This is a genomic window from Streptomyces sp. NPDC002795 (genome assembly GCF_042888725.1).
Classification (GTDB): domain Bacteria; phylum Actinomycetota; class Actinomycetes; order Streptomycetales; family Streptomycetaceae; genus Streptomyces.
In genome coordinates this window covers 165,076-181,104 of record NZ_JBIAQB010000006.1, presented here as the reverse complement: position 1 = coordinate 181,104, position 16,029 = coordinate 165,076, and the positions used below count along the sequence as shown (strand labels likewise).

Below are 16,029 nucleotides of genomic sequence, written 5' to 3'. Positions count from 1 at the left end.
TCACCGGCCCTTTCGCAGGACGAGTTCGGTGTTGCGGTCGCCCGGTGTGCCGGAGAGGGTGGCGCGCGAGCCGGGCGCGTTGAAGGAGAGCTCGCGGTAGAGGGCGGCCAGGCCCGTCTGCGTGAGGTCCGTGAAGTCGGTGCGGTGCGGTGCCGAGGATTCGATGAGCGTCGTGAAGACGGACAGCGTGCCGTCGCGGTTGTCGGCGACCTCGATGATGCGGGCGAGCTGCGGGAAGTCGACGTGGGAGGCGGTCGAGATCTCCCAGAAGCCGGTGGTGTCGTCGGCTCCCGCGTGGGGCGTGATGTCGTTCTTGTGGCTGTGACCGTTCACCCAGGCGAGGACGGGGCGGTGGGCCGCGAGCAGCGCGGTCAGTTCCTCGCCGCCGTGGCGCTCTTCGCCGGGGCGGTCCGGGGCCTCGCGGAGGTTGCGCATCGTCTTGGAGGTGTGGTGGGAGAAGACGAGCACGTGGTCGCCGCGCCGCTCGGCGGCCTTCAACTCGCGCTTGAGCCAAGCCAGTTGGGACGCGCCGATCGAGCCTTCGTAGTGGCCTGCCGGGTCCGTGGTGTCGAGGCTGATGCCGAGGACGTCGTCGGAGATCCGGAATGCGTAGTGCTGTGTCGCGTCGGCCAGGTTGGCCTGGGTGTAGCCGTGGCCGATCGGTCCCGGGCCCACGTGGGCGGGGTCGAGGTGGGCGGCGACGTACTCGGTCGGGGTGAACGGGGCGCGTGACTCGTCGGGCGTCACCCGGCGCATCTTGCGCTGGTGCGAGACGAGGAGTTCCTTGAACGCCTTGCCCTTCGGGTCCCCGCCGCTCTGCACGTTGTCCCAGATCGCCTTGCCGGTGGCGGTGTCCAGGTCCATCAACTTGCGGTCGCCCACCGCGAATTCGGTGAAGTACGGGTCCGCGGGCGCGTAGCAGCCGCCGGGCAGCGAGTCGTGGTTGCCGACCGTGGAGTACCAGGGGAGGTTCAGTCCTGGGCTGCGCAGTTCGGAGATCGCGGCGTCCAGGAAGCCGGGGACGCGGGGGAAGCCGTGGTCCCGCTTGTCGCCGTCCCGGAAGGCGGCGTCCGGCTGCCAGTAGAGGGGAAGCCCGCTGTTCTGAACACCTTCGTAGTGGCGGGGGTCGCCGGTGTTGGGGCTGATGCGGCCGCCGCTCATCGTCTTGAGGAACCAGTCGAGTTCGGAGCGGGCGTTGTTGTCGGTGTTGTCGCCGGTCGTCATGACGAAGTGCAGCGGCGAGGCGGTGACGGGTGCGCCGCGCAGTGCGTTCACCCGCTCCACGAGGGCTACGGCCCCGGCGACGCTCAGCGCCTCCTGCGGCCGCCAGGCGCTCGCGGTCTGCGCCCGCAGATACTCGTAGCGCAGGGGGTGTTGTACGTCGACCAGGTGGAGGTCGGTGAACTGGACGAACGCGGCGAGTGGCGTGCGCTTGGCCTCGCGGCCGCCGCGGGCGGAGCCGAGTTCGGTGCGGACGACGCGTTCCCAGGCCGGTCCGTCGCCGAGGCGCCGGTAGCCGGAGCCCGCGGCGGCGGTGGCGACGGCGGCGAGGGTGGTGCCGCGGGTGTAGGGGGCGAGTGGTGCGGCGGGCGCCTTGCGGGACACGGCCCGTGCCGGGGCGGCGGCCTGGTGTGCGGCGGCCCGGGTCTCCCCCGCGGGTCCGAGGGCGTATCCGATTCCGGCAGAGAGGGTCACCGCGCCGGTCGCGGTCAGGAATGCGCGGCGGTCGATCTCTGCGGCGGCTGTGGTGACAGAGCGTATGCGCGGCATGGCGCGGTCTCCCCGGGTGCGAACGCGTCGACAGTGACGGCCGGGCCGGTCCGGTCGAACCGCCCCTCCGTACTGGATCGTTGGCAGCGGGGATGACCTGCGCGTGAACGGCGACGCAACGCGCAGCGCCGATCACCGTACGTGGATCTAGGCCGGGTCGCGGGTGCGCCGCATCGTCACAAGAGGGTGGGCCCGGGGCGCCCGCGCTGTCACTCCGTGTTCACCTGCCGGGGAACGGACCCCTTCGTTGCGCACCATCAAGCCCGGGTGCCCCAATCAAGCCCCGCCGGCGATTGAGGCGCGGGGTCCGGGGCGGAGCCCCGTGGCCGGCGGACGGGCGACCGTCACACGGAGACGTGGCCGGAGGCCGGACGCTCGCGCCACAGGTGCAGCCCCACATCGACCAGTTCCACCCGAGGAAGCTCCTCGACCGCCGCGAGATCGTGCCACGCCGCCATATCCGTGGACCCGTTCTCCTCGTGCCGCAGGGCGCCGCCGGTGATCACCCCTTCGTAGACGAGACGCAAGCCATGGAAGTCGGCCATCTTGCCGAGCTTGCGCGGGTAGCGCCGCAGCACCGAGTGCACGCCGAGCAGCGCGACCGGGTCGACGACATACCCGGTCTCCTCGTCGACCTCACGGATCACCGTGTCGTACGGGTCCTCACCGTGGTCCATGCCCCCGCCCGGCAGGGTCCACCGCTTACTTCCGTCCCCCGCGACCCAGCGGGCGAGCAACACCTGCTCCTCTCTGACGCACACGGCGTAGGCCGCCACCCTCAGCTCTTTGTTCATCCCCCGACGCTAGAGGCATCCGCGCCCCGGTGCAGGTGATACGCGCCTTGCCGGACCCGTCACGGTTTGGGCGCGATGGCGCATGGCGGAAGTACGCCATGGCGAGTTCCCGGCTCGGGCAACTCTCCCCAAACTGTGGTCACTTGCGTAAAGCTGAGCGGTCATCCGGCACCGAAATCCGGATTCCTTTCTCCATTTACGTACAGGGATGCTGATGACCACCGATCCCCAGCGCGCACCCATATCCGGCGCGAGACGCGCGGCCCGGCTCGCGGCGGCCGCGGGACTCGTGGCCGCGCTCACCGCGACCGGGCCGATACCCATGGCCTTCGCGGCGGACGCGGACCCGAACCCGGCCCCGGCCCCCAAGTCCGCGAGCGACAAGCTCGGCGCGCACGACGCCGAACTGCTCGCCGACGCCAAGGCCGACGGCACGAAGAACGTGACCATGATGGTCGCGACCACCCCCGGGCAGACCGAGCAGGTCGCGGACCAGCTCGACGCCGTCAAGGGCGGCTCCGTGGGCCGCACCTACGACAAGCTCGGCTACGTCCGGGCGACCGTGCCGACGGGCCGCGCCGAAGCCGCGATCGGCTCCGCCGAGAAGCTCGGCTCCGTGCGCGGCATCGACCTGCGCCAGGAGATCGTGCTCGACGACCCGACGCCGGCCGCCGACACCACGAAGAGCGCGGCCAAGAAGGCCACCGGTTCGTACAGCGGGCCCGGCAAGGACACCCCCGCCAAGAACCCGTACAACCCGTCCTTCGAGACGGGCGCCGTGGACTTCGTGAAGAAGCACCCGAAGGCGGACGGCCGCGGCACCACCATCGGCATCCTCGACTCGGGTGTCGACCTCGGCCACCCGGCGCTCCAGAAGACCACGACGGGCGAGCGCAAGATCGTCGACTGGGTCACCGCGACCGACCCGATCGTGGACGGCGACGCGACGTGGCGGCCGATGGTCACCAAGGTGACCGGGCCCACGTTCACGTACAGCGGCCGCACCTGGAAGGCGGCCTCGGGCTCGTACGGCATCAGCACCTTCGCGGAGTCCGTCACGGCCGGCGGCGACGCGAAGGGCGACGCGAACCGGGACGGCGACACCACCGACAAGTGGGGCGTGCTGTACGACGCGGCCAAGGGCACGGCGACCGTCGACCTCAACGACAACGGCGACTTCACCGACGACACCCCGATGAAGCCGTACAAGGACGGCAAGCAGATCGGCTACTTCGGCAAGGACGACCCGTCCACCGATGTCGTCGAGCGGCAGCCGTTCGTGGTCGAGGTCCGCAAGGACGTCCCCATGGACCCGTACGGCGGTGACTGGGTCGGCAGACACGCCGACTTCGTCAACATCGGCGTCATCGAGTCCGAGCACGGCACGCACGTCGCGGGCATCACCGCGGCCAACTCCCTGTTCGGCAACAAGAACATGAACGGTGCCGCGCCGGGCGCCAAGCTGGTCTCCTCGCGCGCGTGCACATGGTCCGGTGGCTGCACCAACGTCGCGCTCACCGAGGGCATGATCGACCTCGTGACGAAGCGCGGCGTCGACATCGTCAACATGTCGATCGGCGGCCTTCCCGCGCTGAACGACGGCGCCAACGCCCGCGCCCTGCTCTACACGCGCCTCATCGACGAGTACGGCGTCCAGCTGGTGATCTCGGCGGGCAACTCGGGCCCCGGCGCGAACACCATCGGCGACCCCGGCCTCGCGGACAAGGTGCTGTCCGTCGGCGCGAGCATCTCGAAGGACACCTGGGCCTCCAACTACGGCTCCAAGGTGGAGAAGTCGTACGCGATGATGCCGTTCTCCTCGCGCGGCCCGCGTGAGGACGGCGGCTTCGCGCCGCTCATCACCGCGCCCGGCGCCGCCATCAACTCCACCCAGACCTGGCTGCCGGGCTCGCCGACCCCGGAGGCGGGCTACGCGCTTCCCGCCGGCTACTCGATGCTCCAGGGCACCTCGATGGCCTCCCCGCAGGCGGCGGGCGCGAGCGCGCTGCTGATCTCGGCGGCCAAGCAGCAGAAGGTGTCGCTGACCCCGGCGAAGCTGCGCACCGCGCTCACCTCGACCGCGAAGCACATCCCGGGCGAGCAGGCGTACGCGGAGGGCACGGGCCTGATCGACATCGTCGACGCGTGGGACTCCATTGAGGACAAGGCGAGCGCCCACACGTACACGGTGAAGGCGCCCGTCGACACCGCCCTCGACGGCCAGCTCAAGACGCCGGGCTTCGGCACCGGCATCTACGACCGTGAGAGCGGCCTCAAGGCCGGGCAGAAGAAGACGTACGAGGTCACCGTCACGCGTACGTCGGGCTCGTCGAAGCCCGTGCCGCACAAGCTGTCGCTGAAGAACAACTCCGGTGACACGTTCTCGATCGTCGGGTCGAGCACCGTCTCCCTGCCGCTGAACAAGCCGGTCACCCTGAAGGTGCGGGCGAAGCCGTCATCGGCCGGGCTGCGCAGCGCGATCCTGCGCGTCGACGACCCGAAGACGGAGGGCGTCGACCAGCAGATCATGGCGACGGCCGTCGTCTCTTCGCCGCTCAAGTACACGTACCAGGCGAAGGGTTCGGTGCAGCGCAACAGCGTGAAGTCGTACTTCGTGACGGTCCCGAAGGGCGCGACCTCCCTTGAGGCGCGGATGAGCGGGCTCGCCGCGAAGAGCCAGACCCGCTTCGTCTCCATCCACCCGTACGGCGTCCCGGTCGACTCGACGTCGACGCCGGACTGCTACCCGAACTACGGGGACGGCTCGGGCAACGGCTGCCGTCCCGACCTGCGCTCGTACGACGCTCCGCAGGCCGGCGTCTGGGAGATCGAGGTCGAGTCGCGCCGTACGTCGCCGCTGCTCGACAACCCGTACACGCTGGACGTCGCCGTGCTCGGCGCGGACTTCGACCCGGCGGTGCGGACGCTGCCGGAGGCGAAGGTGGGCACCCCGGCCGCCGTCGACTGGAAGGTCACGAACAAGCTCGCGGCCATCAACGGCGGCAAGCTGGAGGGCGGCGCGCTCGGCTCGTCGAAGACGACGCGGCCGACGATCGCGGTCGGGGCCTCGCAGACGTCGACCGTCGACGTCCCCGCGGGCGCCGACAAGCTCGACGTCAGCATCGGCAAGGTCTCCGACCTGGCCGCCGACCTCGACCTCACGGTCCTCGACGCGGCGGGCAAGGTCGTCGGCTCCTCGGCCGACGGCGACTCCGAGGAGTCCGTGAGCATCGCGAAGCCGGCCGCCGGTACGTACACGGTGCAGGTCGACGGCTACTCGGTGCCGTCCGGCTCGACCGAGTACGACTACGTCGACGTCTTCTTCGCGCCCTCGCTGGGCACGGTGAAGGTCGACGAGTCGAAGCGGGTGTCGCTGGCGACCGGGGCGTCGGACTCCGTCTCGGCGGAGGTCGTCGCGGCGGCCGCGGCGCCGGAGGGGCGGGAGTTCTTCGGTCAGGTGCGGTTGCTGAATGAGCGGGGGGTTGTCGCGGGGGTCGGTAGCGTGAAGATCGAGAAGGTCACGTCCTAGCGTTTGGCGCTGGGCGGGTCTTTGGGGGCGGTCACCCGTAGGTGGCCGCCCCTCCGTGCGCCTCAATCGCCGGCGGGGCTTGGTTGGGGGCACTTCAGCCCCCGTGCCTCCGGCAGCGCGCGCAGGATGTCCTTTCGTGCGTCGGCGACGCCCCAGCCGGTTTCCCAGTCCTGGCGGTCCTCGGGGTGGACCGGTGTGCGGATCAGTGTGTACGTGCCGGGCTTGAGGTCCTGCCGGGCCGTGCCGTCCAGCGTCACCGCGATCGTGGGGTGGTCCCGGACCGGGCGCTCGGGGCGGTAGTAGCGCTTGACCTTGAGGACGACGCGGACGTCGCCGTCGTCGCGTGCGGTGACGCTGGTCACCCGGCCCTCCACCAGGACCCGCGAACACGCGATGTGCGTCGCGGTGGAGGAGGCGGACTTGCCGCTGTCGGCCACCGACTTGTCGGACGCTCCGGAGTCCCCGTCGCCGCCCGGCGCGCTCACCCCGAGCCACACAAGGCCCCCGAAGAGCGAGGCCGCGCAGGCCGCGACGAGCCCGCCGAACGCGAGCCGCAGCGGGCGCCGGCGGCGTACCGGCACAGGCGGTGGCACCCGCACCGGCTCCGGGCGGGACGCCAGCGCGTCGCCGAGGCCCCGTACCTGTTCCCGCAGCAGCGCGACATCCGACGCGACGGCCGCCGCGTCGGGGTCGTCGTCCGGCAGTGGCTCCCCGGTCACGGCCAGCATCAGCAGCCGGTCATCGGACTCGGCGTCGTTCACGTCACACCACCTCCCCTTCGCGCAGCCGCACCCGCAGCATCCGCACCGCCGTGTGCAGGCGGCTCTTGACGGTGCCCTCCGGGACGCCCAGTTCCGCCGCGATGTCCCGCACCGGCAGATCCGCGTAGAAGCGCAGCACGACCACCTGCCGCTGCTCGTCCGGGAGCTGGTCGAGGCCCTGGGCCACGGCCATCGACAGCACACGGGTGTCGGCCGCGTCGCGGGTGTCCTCCTGGCGCAGCGCGGCGAGCCGCTCCCCGAGGCGTTCCTGGCGGCGCCGCGCCCGGTGCCAGTCCATGGCGAGGTTCGAGGCGACGACCGCGGCCCACGCCGAGACGTCGCGGGGTGCCTCCTGCCCCTTCGCGGCCCGCTCCAGCAACCGGAGCCGTACCTGCTGCACGCCGTCCGGCAGATCCGCGTACGGCACCCCGCCGAGGGACAGCACGGCGCGCACCCGGTCCTCGACGGCCGCTTCCAGGGGGTCGTCAGGGCGACCCCTCGGTTTTCTGCGCAGCACTCGGCGCCTCCCCTCCCCGCGTACGTCCTACGACGCCGCGGGCGCCGGAAACGTTCACGCGAAACTGTGGCAGGCGCCATACCGTCCCGGAACCCGGACAATGGATTGGACAAGCCGGGCGTGGACAGACGCATCATGGACACACCCGCGAGGCCGGACGGCCGGTCGCGCGGACACACGAAAGCACGGAGGACCCTGTGAAGGTCGGAATCGTCGGAGCCACCGGTCAGGTCGGCACGGTCATGCGCAAGATCCTCGTCGAGCGGGACTTCCCGATCGACGAGCTGCGCCTGTTCGCCTCGGCCCGCAGCGCCGGCAAGGTGCTGGACGGCGTGACGATCGAGGACGCGTCGACGGCCGACTACAGCGGTCTCGACATCGTGCTGTTCTCCGCCGGTGGCGCCACCTCCAAGGCCCTCGCCGAGAAGGTCGCCGCCCAGGGCCCCGTCGTGATCGACAACTCCTCGGCCTGGCGCAAGGACCCCGAGGTCCCGCTCGTCGTCTCCGAGGTCAACCCGCACGCGATCGCGAACCGCCCCAAGGGCATCATCGCGAACCCGAACTGCACGACGATGGCCGCGATGCCGGTGCTCCGTCCGCTGCACGACGAGGCGGGTCTTGAGGCCCTGACCGTCGCCACGTACCAGGCGGTGTCCGGTTCCGGTCTCGCGGGCGTGGCCGAGCTGCACGGCCAGGCGCAGAAGGTGATCGCGGAGGCCGACAAGCTGACGCACGACGGCGAGGCGGTCGACTTCCCCGAGCCGGACGTCTACAAGCGGCCCATCGCGTTCAACGTGCTGCCGATGGCCGGCGCGATCGTCGACGACGGTCTGAACGAGACGGACGAGGAGCAGAAGCTCCGCAACGAGTCCCGCAAGATCCTGGAGATCCCGGAGCTGAAGGTCTCCGGCACCTGCGTCCGTGTCCCCGTCTTCTCGGGCCACTCCCTCCAGGTCAACGCCCGCTTCGCCCGCCCGATCAGCCCGGAGCGCGCCACGGAGCTGCTCGCGGCCGCGGACGGCGTCGAGCTCTCCGACATTCCGACGCCGCTTCAGGCCGCCGGCAAGGACCCGTCGTACGTGGGCCGCATCCGCAACGACGAGACGCTGGAGAACGGCCTGGCGCTGTTCATCTCCAACGACAACCTCCGCAAGGGCGCCGCGCTGAACGCGGTGCAGATCGCGGAGCTGGTCGCGCAGGAGCTGTCGGCCAAGTAGGCCGCTGTACGCAGCCCAAGGGGGCGGTCACCGTTCGAGGTGACCGCCCCCTTTCGCGGACGCGGCCGGTCAGGGCCGCCGCACCGCGAAGTGGTAACACCCGTACTCCAGCGCCCGTACGTGCACGTGCACCACACGCGGGTCGCTGAACGCCTCGTCGAAGGCCGCGTCGAAGCCGGCCGTCGTCTCCTGAGGGATCTCCAGGAGCGCGCCGCCGACGATGTGCCCGCGGGCGTCGTAGCGCCGGACGGTGCGCCGCGCTCCGGGCCGGTCGAAGGGGTAGCGGTCCTCCGCTGCGCAACCGCCGCAGTCCTCGGCGTGGATGAAGACCGGGCCCTGCTCGTCGTACGCGCCGGGGGTCGCGCCCGTCTCGGCCGCCCAGCGGCGCAGCGGCGCGTACGAGACGAGGGCGACGCGCTCGCCCTCGGCGATGGGGCGCAGGCAACAGCGCAGCGGCGAGCCGACCGACGCGTCCCCCGTCGCGGTGAACGGGCGCATGGCGCGGCCCGAGTCGTCGGTGGCTCGGAGTTCCTTGAGGGCCGTGGGGGTGATGGGGAGTGCCGTGTACCTGGTCATGGGTCCAGAGTCGTTCCGGGCGCGCGTGTTCACCGGCGGGAAACGGACATCGCCTTCGCGTACCCCGCGTGGAAGGATGACCGGAAACGTCGCAAACGTAGACCGCTTAATAGGAGATGACCGCGTGCCTGGCACCAATCTGACCCGTGAAGAGGCGCAGCAGCGGGCCAAGCTGCTCACCGTTGACTCGTACGAGATCGATCTCGACCTCTCCGGCGCGCAGGAGGGCGGCACGTTCCGGTCGGCGACCACCGTGCGCTTCGACAGCGCGGAGGCGGGCGCCGAATCGTTCATCGATCTCGTCGCCGACGCCGTGCACGAGGTGGTGCTCAACGGCCGTTCGCTGGACGTCGCCGCCGTCTTCCGTGACGCGCGGATCGCGCTGAAGCACCTGGAGGCGGGGCCGAACGAGCTGAGGGTCGTCGCCGACTGCGCGTACACGAACACGGGCGAGGGGCTGCACCGGTTCGTCGACCCCGTCGACCAACAGGCGTATCTGTACACGCAGTTCGAGGTCCCGGACGCGCGCCGCGTGTTCGCGAGCTTCGAGCAGCCGGACCTCAAGGGCACGTTCCGGTTCACGGTGAAGGCGCCCAGCGGCTGGACCGTGATCTCCAACTCCCCGACGCCGGAGCCGAAGGACGACGTCTGGGCCTTCGAGCCGACGCCGCGCATCTCGACGTACATCACGGCGCTGATCGTCGGCCCGTACCACTCGGTGCACTCCTCGTACGAGAACGCGGAGACCGGCCAGAGCGTGCCGCTGGCCATCTACTGCCGGCCCTCGCTCGCCGAGTTCCTCGACTCGGACGCGATCTTCGAGGTGACGCGGCAGGGCTTCGACTGGTTCCAGGAGAAGTTCGACTACGCGTACCCCTTCGCCAAGTACGACCAGCTGTTCGTGCCCGAGTTCAACGCCGGGGCCATGGAGAACGCGGGCGCCGTCACCATTCGCGACCAGTACGTGTTCCGGTCGAAGGTGACCGACGCCGCGTACGAGGTGCGGGCAGCGACGATCCTGCACGAGCTGGCCCACATGTGGTTCGGCGACCTGGTCACCATGGAGTGGTGGAACGACCTGTGGCTGAACGAGTCGTTCGCCACGTTCGCCGAGGCCGCCTGCCAGGCGTACGCGCCGGGCTCGAAGTGGCCGCACTCGTGGACGACGTTCGCCAACCAGATGAAGACGTGGGCGTACCGGCAGGACCAACTGCCGTCCACGCACCCGATCATGGCGGACATCAGCGACCTCGACGACGTGCTCGTCAACTTCGACGGGATCACGTACGCGAAGGGCGCGAGCGTCCTGAAGCAGCTCGTCGCGTACGTAGGCATGGACGAGTTCTTCCAGGGCGTGCAGGCGTACTTCAAGCGGCACGCGTTCGGGAACACGCGCCTCTCCGACCTCCTCGGCGCGCTTGAGGAGACCAGCGGGCGTGACCTGAAGTCCTGGTCGAAGGCGTGGCTGGAGACGGCCGGCATCAACATCCTGCGCCCGGAGATCGAGACCGATGGCGCTGGCGTCATCACCTCGTTCGCCGTACGGCAGGAGGCCCCGGCGCTCCCCGAGGGCGCCAAGGGCGAGGCGACGCTGCGGCCGCACCGCATCGCCATCGGCTTCTACGACCTCGACGAGGAGACCGGGAAGCTGCTGCGCGGCGAGCGCGTCGAACTCGACGTCACGGCGACGGAGTCGACGCAGGTTCCGCAGCTGGTCGGCAAGCGCCGCCCCTCAGTGATCCTGCTCAACGACGACGACCTGTCGTACGCGAAGGTCCGCCTCGACGAGGAGTCCCTGGCCTTCGTCACGCAGCACCTCGGCGACTTCGAGGCCTCGCTGCCGCGCGCGCTGTGCTGGGCCTCCGCCTGGGACATGACGCGCGACGCCGAGCTGTCGACCAGCGCGTACCTGGACCTGGTGCTCAGCGGAGTCGGCAAGGAGTCCGACATCGGCGTCGTGCAGTCGCTGCACCGTCAGGTGAAGCTCGCCGTCGACCTGTACGCGGCGCCCGCCCACCGGGACGCGCTGCTCACCCGCTGGACCGAGGCGGCGCTCACCCACCTGCGGACGGCGGAGGCGGGCAGTGACCACCAGCTGGCGTGGGCCCGCGCGTTCGCGGCCAGCGCCCGTACGCCGGAGCAGCTCGACCTCCTCGACGCCCTGTTGGAGGGATCCCAGACGATCGAGGGACTTGCCGTCGACACCGAGCTGCGCTGGGCGTTCGTCCAGCGGCTCGCGGCGGTCGGGCGCCACGACGAGGCGGAGATCGCCGCGGAGTACGAGCGGGACAGGACGGCGGCCGGTGAGCGGCACGCGGCCAGCGCCCGCGCGGCGCGGCCGACCCCCGAGGCCAAGGCGGAGGCGTGGGCCTCGGTCGTCGAGACCGACAAGCTGCCGAACGCGGTGCAGGAAGCGGTGATCGGCGGCTTCGTCCAGACCGACCAGCGTGAGCTGCTCGCGCCGTACACGGAGAAGTACTTCGCGGCGCTGAAGTCCGTGTGGGACTCCCGCTCCCACGAGATGGCGCAGCAGATCGCGATCGGCCTCTACCCGTCGATCCAGGTCACGCGGGAGACGCTGACCGCGACGGACGCGTGGCTGTCGTCCGCGGAGCCGAGCGCGGCGCTGCGCAGGCTCGTGTCGGAGTCGCGGGCGGGCGTGGAGCGCGCGCTGAAGGCGCAAGCCGCTGACGCGTAGTCGGCGGGAACGGGGGCGTCGGTCACATGTGACCGACGCCCCCGTTCGCTTGCGCTGCGCGCGCGTCTTGCGCAGTTCCCCGCGCCCCTGAAGGCGCGTCTCTCGCCGCTGGCGATGCGTCTCTGCGACGGCTGCCAGTCGCGTGGGGGGATTGCGCAGTTCCCCGCGCCCCCAAAATGCCGGCCTGTGAGTGAGACTTGGCGCATGGGGGCCGGGCGGGAGTCGCGGGTGGAGAAGGACGCGATGACGGTGGAGATCGTCTTCGCGCTGGTGAGCGGAGCGGTCCTCGCGGGCGCCGTCTTCGGCGTCGTCGTCGCGCCGTACTGGATCTGGGAGTTGTCCGCCGGCACCGGAAGTGTGCTGAAACGCGCCGGGGCGGCGCTCGGCGGCCTCGTCGGCGTGGCACACATCGTGCGTGTGCTGCGCCGGTTCGACCAGGAGCGCCGCCTCGGGCGGTGAAGTCCCGTACGTACGGGGGTGGTTACTGCGTGAAGCGGTCGCGGAGCGCCTCGCGGCCCGCCTCCGTCAGCGACCCGTGCACACGCATCCGGGCGACGCCCCCGTCGGGGAACGCGTCGAGGCGTACGTGGGTGGCCACGGCCTCCTCGGGGAGCGGGAAGCGGTGCAGGGTGTCGGGCTCCAGCTTGGTGCGCGGAATGATCTCGAACCACTCGCCGGTCTCGCCGTCGCGGCCGCTCAGCGCGATCCAGCCGGCGGAGTTGCCCTTCAGGTACGCCGTGTCGATCTCGACGGCGCGGATCGTGCCCTGCGCCGCGAGGCGGAAGCGGACCCAGTCGTTGGTGCCGCGGACACGGCGACGGCGGTTCTCCCAGCCGTCGTCCATCTTCTGCGACGTGCCCGGCAGGATGATCTGCGTCGGCGAGGAGTAGAACTTGTCGGACGCGTCCTCGTAGGAACCGCCGTTGAGCACCGACGCCAGGTCGAACGTGCCGAGCAGGTCGAGCCACTCGGGGTCCGGGACGACCTCGCCGTGCACGCGCAGGCGGGCGATGCCGCCGTCGGGGTGCTGGCAGACGCGCAGGTGCGTGTAGCGGCGCTCGCTCGTGATCGTGAAGGCGTTCGCCGCGTGGCCCTTGACCTGGCTCTTCGGGACGATCTCCTCCCACTTCACGTCGTCGGCGAGCAGCTCCGCGGGGCCGGGGGCACCCGGCACGTTCGTGGCCTGGATGCTCACCTTCTGCGGGTAGTTGCCGCGGAAGTGGGCGGTGTCGACGATCACGCCGCGGATCACGCCGGGCGCGCCGAGCCGCACGATGGCCCAGTCGTGCTCCTCCGGTGCCGGGAACGGGGAGTCCGCAGTCCCCCTCCGCCTGCGGGTCTCCCAGCCGTCCATGACCTTGCCCTTGTGCCCGAAGTGCTCCGGGTCGAACACCGCACGGTGGCGCAGCAGCAGGTTCTCGCGCATCGCGAAGAACTCGTCGTTCGCGGCGATGACTCCGCCGCCGAGCCGCCGGTCGGCGAGGTCGACGAGGTCGGTGAAGGTGTCGGCGTCACCGAAGGTGCGGTAGTCGGCGTACGGGTCGCCGCCTCCGTAGGGGGCGGCGTCGTTGGCGTGCGGGTCCTGGTCCTGGGCGTCCGGGGCGGGTGTCGTCTGGGTCATGGGCCCACTGTCGCGCGCGACAAGCCGAAGGTCCAGCGAAAGTTTTCGAGGTGGCCTTTCACTTTTACTGAACGGTCTTTTACTGAACGGTCAGGGCTTCCAGCACGCGCCGCACCGCGGTCCCCTCCTCCGAGCCCTTCCGTACGGCCGCCACCACATGCCGTACGGGACGGTCCGCGCCGAGCGGGCACATCACGACGCCGTCCCGGCGCGCCGCCGCCATCCGCGGCACCAGCGCGACCCCCATCCCGGCCTCGACCATGGCCAGGATCGCGGTCCACCCGGCCGCGCTGTGCGCCTGCTCCGGCACGAACCCGGCGGCCTCGCACGCGGCCGTCGTGATCTCCGACCAGGGCCCGGAGCCGCCGAAGATCCACGGCTCACCGGCGAGATCGGCGAGCCTGAGCCCCGGCTCGTTCGCCAGCGGGTGCCCCACCGGCAGCGCGACGTCCAGCGGGTCGGCGAGCAGCGGCACGCGTGTGAACTTGGGGTCGCGGGGGGTCGGCGCGTGCGCGGCCAGCGACAGGGCGAGATCCACGTCCCCGGAGGCGAGCAGCTCGTACGCCTCCCCGGCCTCCGCCTCCCGCACCCGCACGGTGATGCCGGGGTACGCCGAGCGCAGCTGCCGCACGGCGGGCACCACGAGAGCGGGCACGGCGGTGGAGAACGCGGCGACCCGCACCGTCCCCGTCTCACCGTGCACCCACTGCGCCAACTCGGCGTCAGCGCGCTCCAGTTGGGCGAAAACGACCTCCGCGTGCCGCAGCACGAGCTGCGCGGCGTCGGTAAGGCGTACCCGCCGCCCCTGCGCCTCCAGGAGCGGCACGCCGAGCTGCTTGGCGAGGTTGGTGAGCTGCTGCGAGACGGCGGACGGCGTCATGAGCAGCGTCTGCGCGGTGGCGGTGACGGTGCCGCACTCCCGCAGGGTGCGCAGAATCACCAGCTTCTTCACGTCCCACCGGTCGGGCCCCGGCACTCGCTTCTCACTGCTGCTCATACGCCACAACGTATCCGCTCGCGGGCCCGCTCTACGCTCACCTCATGGCACACTCCGCGCACCTCCGCCCGGCCCGCCCCGACGAGGCGGCGCGACTGTCGGCCCTCGCGCTGCGCTCGAAGGCGCACTGGGGCTACGACGAGGCGTTCATGGCCGCGTGCGTGGACGAGCTGACGCTGCGCCCTTCCGAGGTCACGCGCCGCCGCACGACCGTCGCCGAGGACGGGGACGGCCGGCTCATCGGCCTGGTGACCCTCGAAGGAGCTCCGCCGGTGGGCGAGCTGGGCCTGATGTTCGTGGACCCCGACGCGATCGGCCTCGGGGTGGGCCGGCTCCTCTTCGCGCACCTGCGGGACACGGCACGCGAGGCCGGGTTCATGAAGGTGAGCTGGGCGGCGGACCCGAACGCGGTCCCGTTCTACGAGGCGATGGGCGGGCGGCACGCGGGGGTGATCCCGTCGGGCTCGATCCCGGGCCGCACGCTTCCCTTGATGGAACTGTCGCTGTGACGGTCAGGTCAGGCGAGCAGTCGCGGGACCGCCCGTACGTAGATCACCATGCCGACCACCTCGACCAGTGTCTGGGTGACGACCACCACCGCGGCGACGGCCAGCGGGTCCGGCAGGGACAGGGCCAGGGGCAGGACGACGAGGGAGTTGCGGGTGGCGCCGGTGAAGACGACCGCCCGGCCGGACGGCACGTCGAGCCGGTAGATGCGGGCAACGGCGCGCCCCGCGAACGCCATCACCAGCAGGAACACGACATAGAACGGCACCACGCGCGCCACGTCCCCGACGTTGTCGTCCAGCTTCGGGATCTGGGAGGCGACGACGGTGAGCAGGGTCGCGGCCATGAGCGGCACCATCGTGACGCCCACCGCGTCGGAGACGCGCCGCCCGGCCGGGCACGCCTGGGTGAGCCAGGCGAGGGCGAGCGGCACGACGATGAGCGTGAGGAACGCCTCGACGAACGGCCCCGCCGCCACGACATCGCCAAGACCGGCCCCCATGAACAGGTACAGATACCCCGGCAGCAGCACCATCTGCGCGAGCAGCAGCAACGGGGTCGCGGCGAGCAGCCGCCGGCTGTCGGCGCCCGCGAGTCCGCTGAAGACGATCACGTAGTCGACGCACGGGCAGAGCAGCACGAGCAGCACGCCGAGGCGTACGGCGCGGTCGTCGGGCAGGAACGTGAACATGGCGGCGACGACGAGCGGGACGACGAGGAAGTTGACCGTGAGCGCGGCGGCGAGGAAGCGGCCCGCGCGCAGGGACCGGAGCAGTTGCGCGGCGGGGACCTGGAGAAAGGTCACGTAGAGGAGGGCGGCGAGGACGGGGTTGATGGCCCTCTCGAACCCGCCCCCGGCACCGGGGGCGACACCCCCGACGATGCCTCCGGCCACCATGGCCCCCAGGTACACCGGCACCTGGTGCCGCTCCATCCAACCCGTCACATTCACGCCCCCGACGCTACCCACACCGGCACCGGGGGCATTTCAAGCCCCTGCGGCGATTGAGCAGCGGGGTCCGGGCGGAGCCCCGAGCTTTCC

At 71.1% G+C, this 16,029-nt stretch carries 13 protein-coding genes; 5 read left to right on the top strand and 8 right to left on the bottom strand.

The window, feature by feature from the left end:
- Positions 1 to 1,770, bottom strand: coding sequence for a TIGR03767 family metallophosphoesterase (locus ACFYWS_RS19555; protein WP_389277807.1), 1,770 nt, complete (start codon positions 1,768 to 1,770; stop codon positions 1 to 3).
- A gap of 344 nt (positions 1,771 to 2,114) precedes the next feature.
- Positions 2,115 to 2,564: an NUDIX hydrolase gene (locus ACFYWS_RS19550; RefSeq protein ID WP_389277804.1), complete on the bottom strand. Its 450-nt coding sequence runs from the start codon at positions 2,562 to 2,564 to the stop codon at positions 2,115 to 2,117.
- Between the two features lie 214 nt (positions 2,565 to 2,778).
- Here ACFYWS_RS19550 and ACFYWS_RS19545 point away from each other — a divergent pair, with 214 nt between their 5' ends.
- The gene (locus tag ACFYWS_RS19545; RefSeq protein ID WP_389277801.1) at positions 2,779 to 6,093 is read left to right on the top strand and encodes a S8 family serine peptidase; all 3,315 of its coding nucleotides are present in this window, start codon (positions 2,779 to 2,781) and stop codon (positions 6,091 to 6,093) included.
- Positions 6,094 to 6,155: 62 nt separating this feature from the next.
- Here the strand turns inward: ACFYWS_RS19545 and ACFYWS_RS19540 are convergent, their stop codons facing one another.
- Complete coding sequence (locus tag ACFYWS_RS19540; RefSeq protein WP_389277798.1) at positions 6,156 to 6,854, bottom strand: hypothetical protein; 699 nt, start codon at positions 6,852 to 6,854, stop codon at positions 6,156 to 6,158.
- Position 6,855: 1 nt separating this feature from the next.
- Positions 6,856 to 7,371, bottom strand: a complete 516-nt coding sequence (locus ACFYWS_RS19535) for a sigma-70 family RNA polymerase sigma factor (RefSeq protein WP_389277795.1) — start codon at positions 7,369 to 7,371, stop codon at positions 6,856 to 6,858.
- A 197-nt stretch (positions 7,372 to 7,568) separates the two neighbouring features.
- Here ACFYWS_RS19535 and ACFYWS_RS19530 point away from each other — a divergent pair, with 197 nt between their 5' ends.
- Positions 7,569 to 8,588: an aspartate-semialdehyde dehydrogenase gene (locus ACFYWS_RS19530; RefSeq protein ID WP_389277792.1), complete on the top strand. Its 1,020-nt coding sequence runs from the start codon at positions 7,569 to 7,571 to the stop codon at positions 8,586 to 8,588.
- A gap of 69 nt (positions 8,589 to 8,657) precedes the next feature.
- Here ACFYWS_RS19530 and ACFYWS_RS19525 read toward each other — a convergent pair whose 3' ends face one another.
- A complete protein-coding gene (locus tag ACFYWS_RS19525; protein WP_389277789.1) occupies positions 8,658 to 9,164 on the bottom strand; it encodes a DUF1203 domain-containing protein in 507 nt (168 codons plus the stop codon).
- Between the two features lie 124 nt (positions 9,165 to 9,288).
- On the opposite strand from ACFYWS_RS19525, the gene pepN reads away from it, so the two are divergent.
- Positions 9,289 to 11,862 (top strand): aminopeptidase N, encoded by a 2,574-nt coding sequence (pepN, locus tag ACFYWS_RS19520; protein ID WP_389277786.1) that lies wholly within the window; start codon positions 9,289 to 9,291, stop codon positions 11,860 to 11,862.
- Positions 11,863 to 12,048: 186 nt separating this feature from the next.
- Positions 12,049 to 12,321 (top strand): DUF6332 family protein, encoded by a 273-nt coding sequence (locus tag ACFYWS_RS19515; protein WP_389277783.1) that lies wholly within the window; start codon positions 12,049 to 12,051, stop codon positions 12,319 to 12,321.
- A 22-nt stretch (positions 12,322 to 12,343) separates the two neighbouring features.
- Here ACFYWS_RS19515 and alc read toward each other — a convergent pair whose 3' ends face one another.
- Positions 12,344 to 13,483: an allantoicase gene (alc, locus tag ACFYWS_RS19510; protein WP_389277780.1), complete on the bottom strand. Its 1,140-nt coding sequence runs from the start codon at positions 13,481 to 13,483 to the stop codon at positions 12,344 to 12,346.
- 79 nt (positions 13,484 to 13,562) lie between these two features.
- Complete coding sequence (locus tag ACFYWS_RS19505; RefSeq protein WP_389277777.1) at positions 13,563 to 14,480, bottom strand: LysR family transcriptional regulator; 918 nt, start codon at positions 14,478 to 14,480, stop codon at positions 13,563 to 13,565.
- Between the two features lie 44 nt (positions 14,481 to 14,524).
- On the opposite strand from ACFYWS_RS19505, the gene ACFYWS_RS19500 reads away from it, so the two are divergent.
- On the top strand, positions 14,525 to 14,989 hold the full coding sequence (locus tag ACFYWS_RS19500) for a GNAT family N-acetyltransferase (RefSeq protein WP_389277774.1): 465 nt from the start codon (positions 14,525 to 14,527) through the stop codon (positions 14,987 to 14,989).
- Positions 14,990 to 14,997: 8 nt separating this feature from the next.
- On the opposite strand, the gene ACFYWS_RS19495 is transcribed toward ACFYWS_RS19500, so the two are convergent.
- The gene (locus ACFYWS_RS19495; protein ID WP_389278835.1) at positions 14,998 to 15,921 is read right to left on the bottom strand and encodes an arsenic resistance protein; all 924 of its coding nucleotides are present in this window, start codon (positions 15,919 to 15,921) and stop codon (positions 14,998 to 15,000) included.
- Between the last annotated feature and the right edge of the window lie 108 nt (positions 15,922 to 16,029).

What these genes read in the sequence shown, in the direction of transcription:
- ACFYWS_RS19555 (WP_389277807.1), bottom strand. Translation starts at nt 1,770, where the DNA reads ATGCCGCGCATACGCTCTGTCACCACAGCCGCCGCAGAGATCGACCGC.
- ACFYWS_RS19550 (WP_389277804.1), bottom strand. Translation starts at nt 2,564, where the DNA reads ATGAACAAAGAGCTGAGGGTGGCGGCCTACGCCGTGTGCGTCAGAGAG.
- ACFYWS_RS19545 (WP_389277801.1), top strand. Translation starts at nt 2,779, where the DNA reads ATGACCACCGATCCCCAGCGCGCACCCATATCCGGCGCGAGACGCGCG.
- ACFYWS_RS19525 (WP_389277789.1), bottom strand. Translation starts at nt 9,164, where the DNA reads ATGACCAGGTACACGGCACTCCCCATCACCCCCACGGCCCTCAAGGAA.
- alc (WP_389277780.1), bottom strand. Translation starts at nt 13,483, where the DNA reads ATGACCCAGACGACACCCGCCCCGGACGCCCAGGACCAGGACCCGCAC.
- ACFYWS_RS19505 (WP_389277777.1), bottom strand. Translation starts at nt 14,480, where the DNA reads ATGAGCAGCAGTGAGAAGCGAGTGCCGGGGCCCGACCGGTGGGACGTG.
- ACFYWS_RS19500 (WP_389277774.1), top strand. Translation starts at nt 14,525, where the DNA reads ATGGCACACTCCGCGCACCTCCGCCCGGCCCGCCCCGACGAGGCGGCG.
- ACFYWS_RS19495 (WP_389278835.1), bottom strand. Translation starts at nt 15,921, where the DNA reads ATGGAGCGGCACCAGGTGCCGGTGTACCTGGGGGCCATGGTGGCCGGA.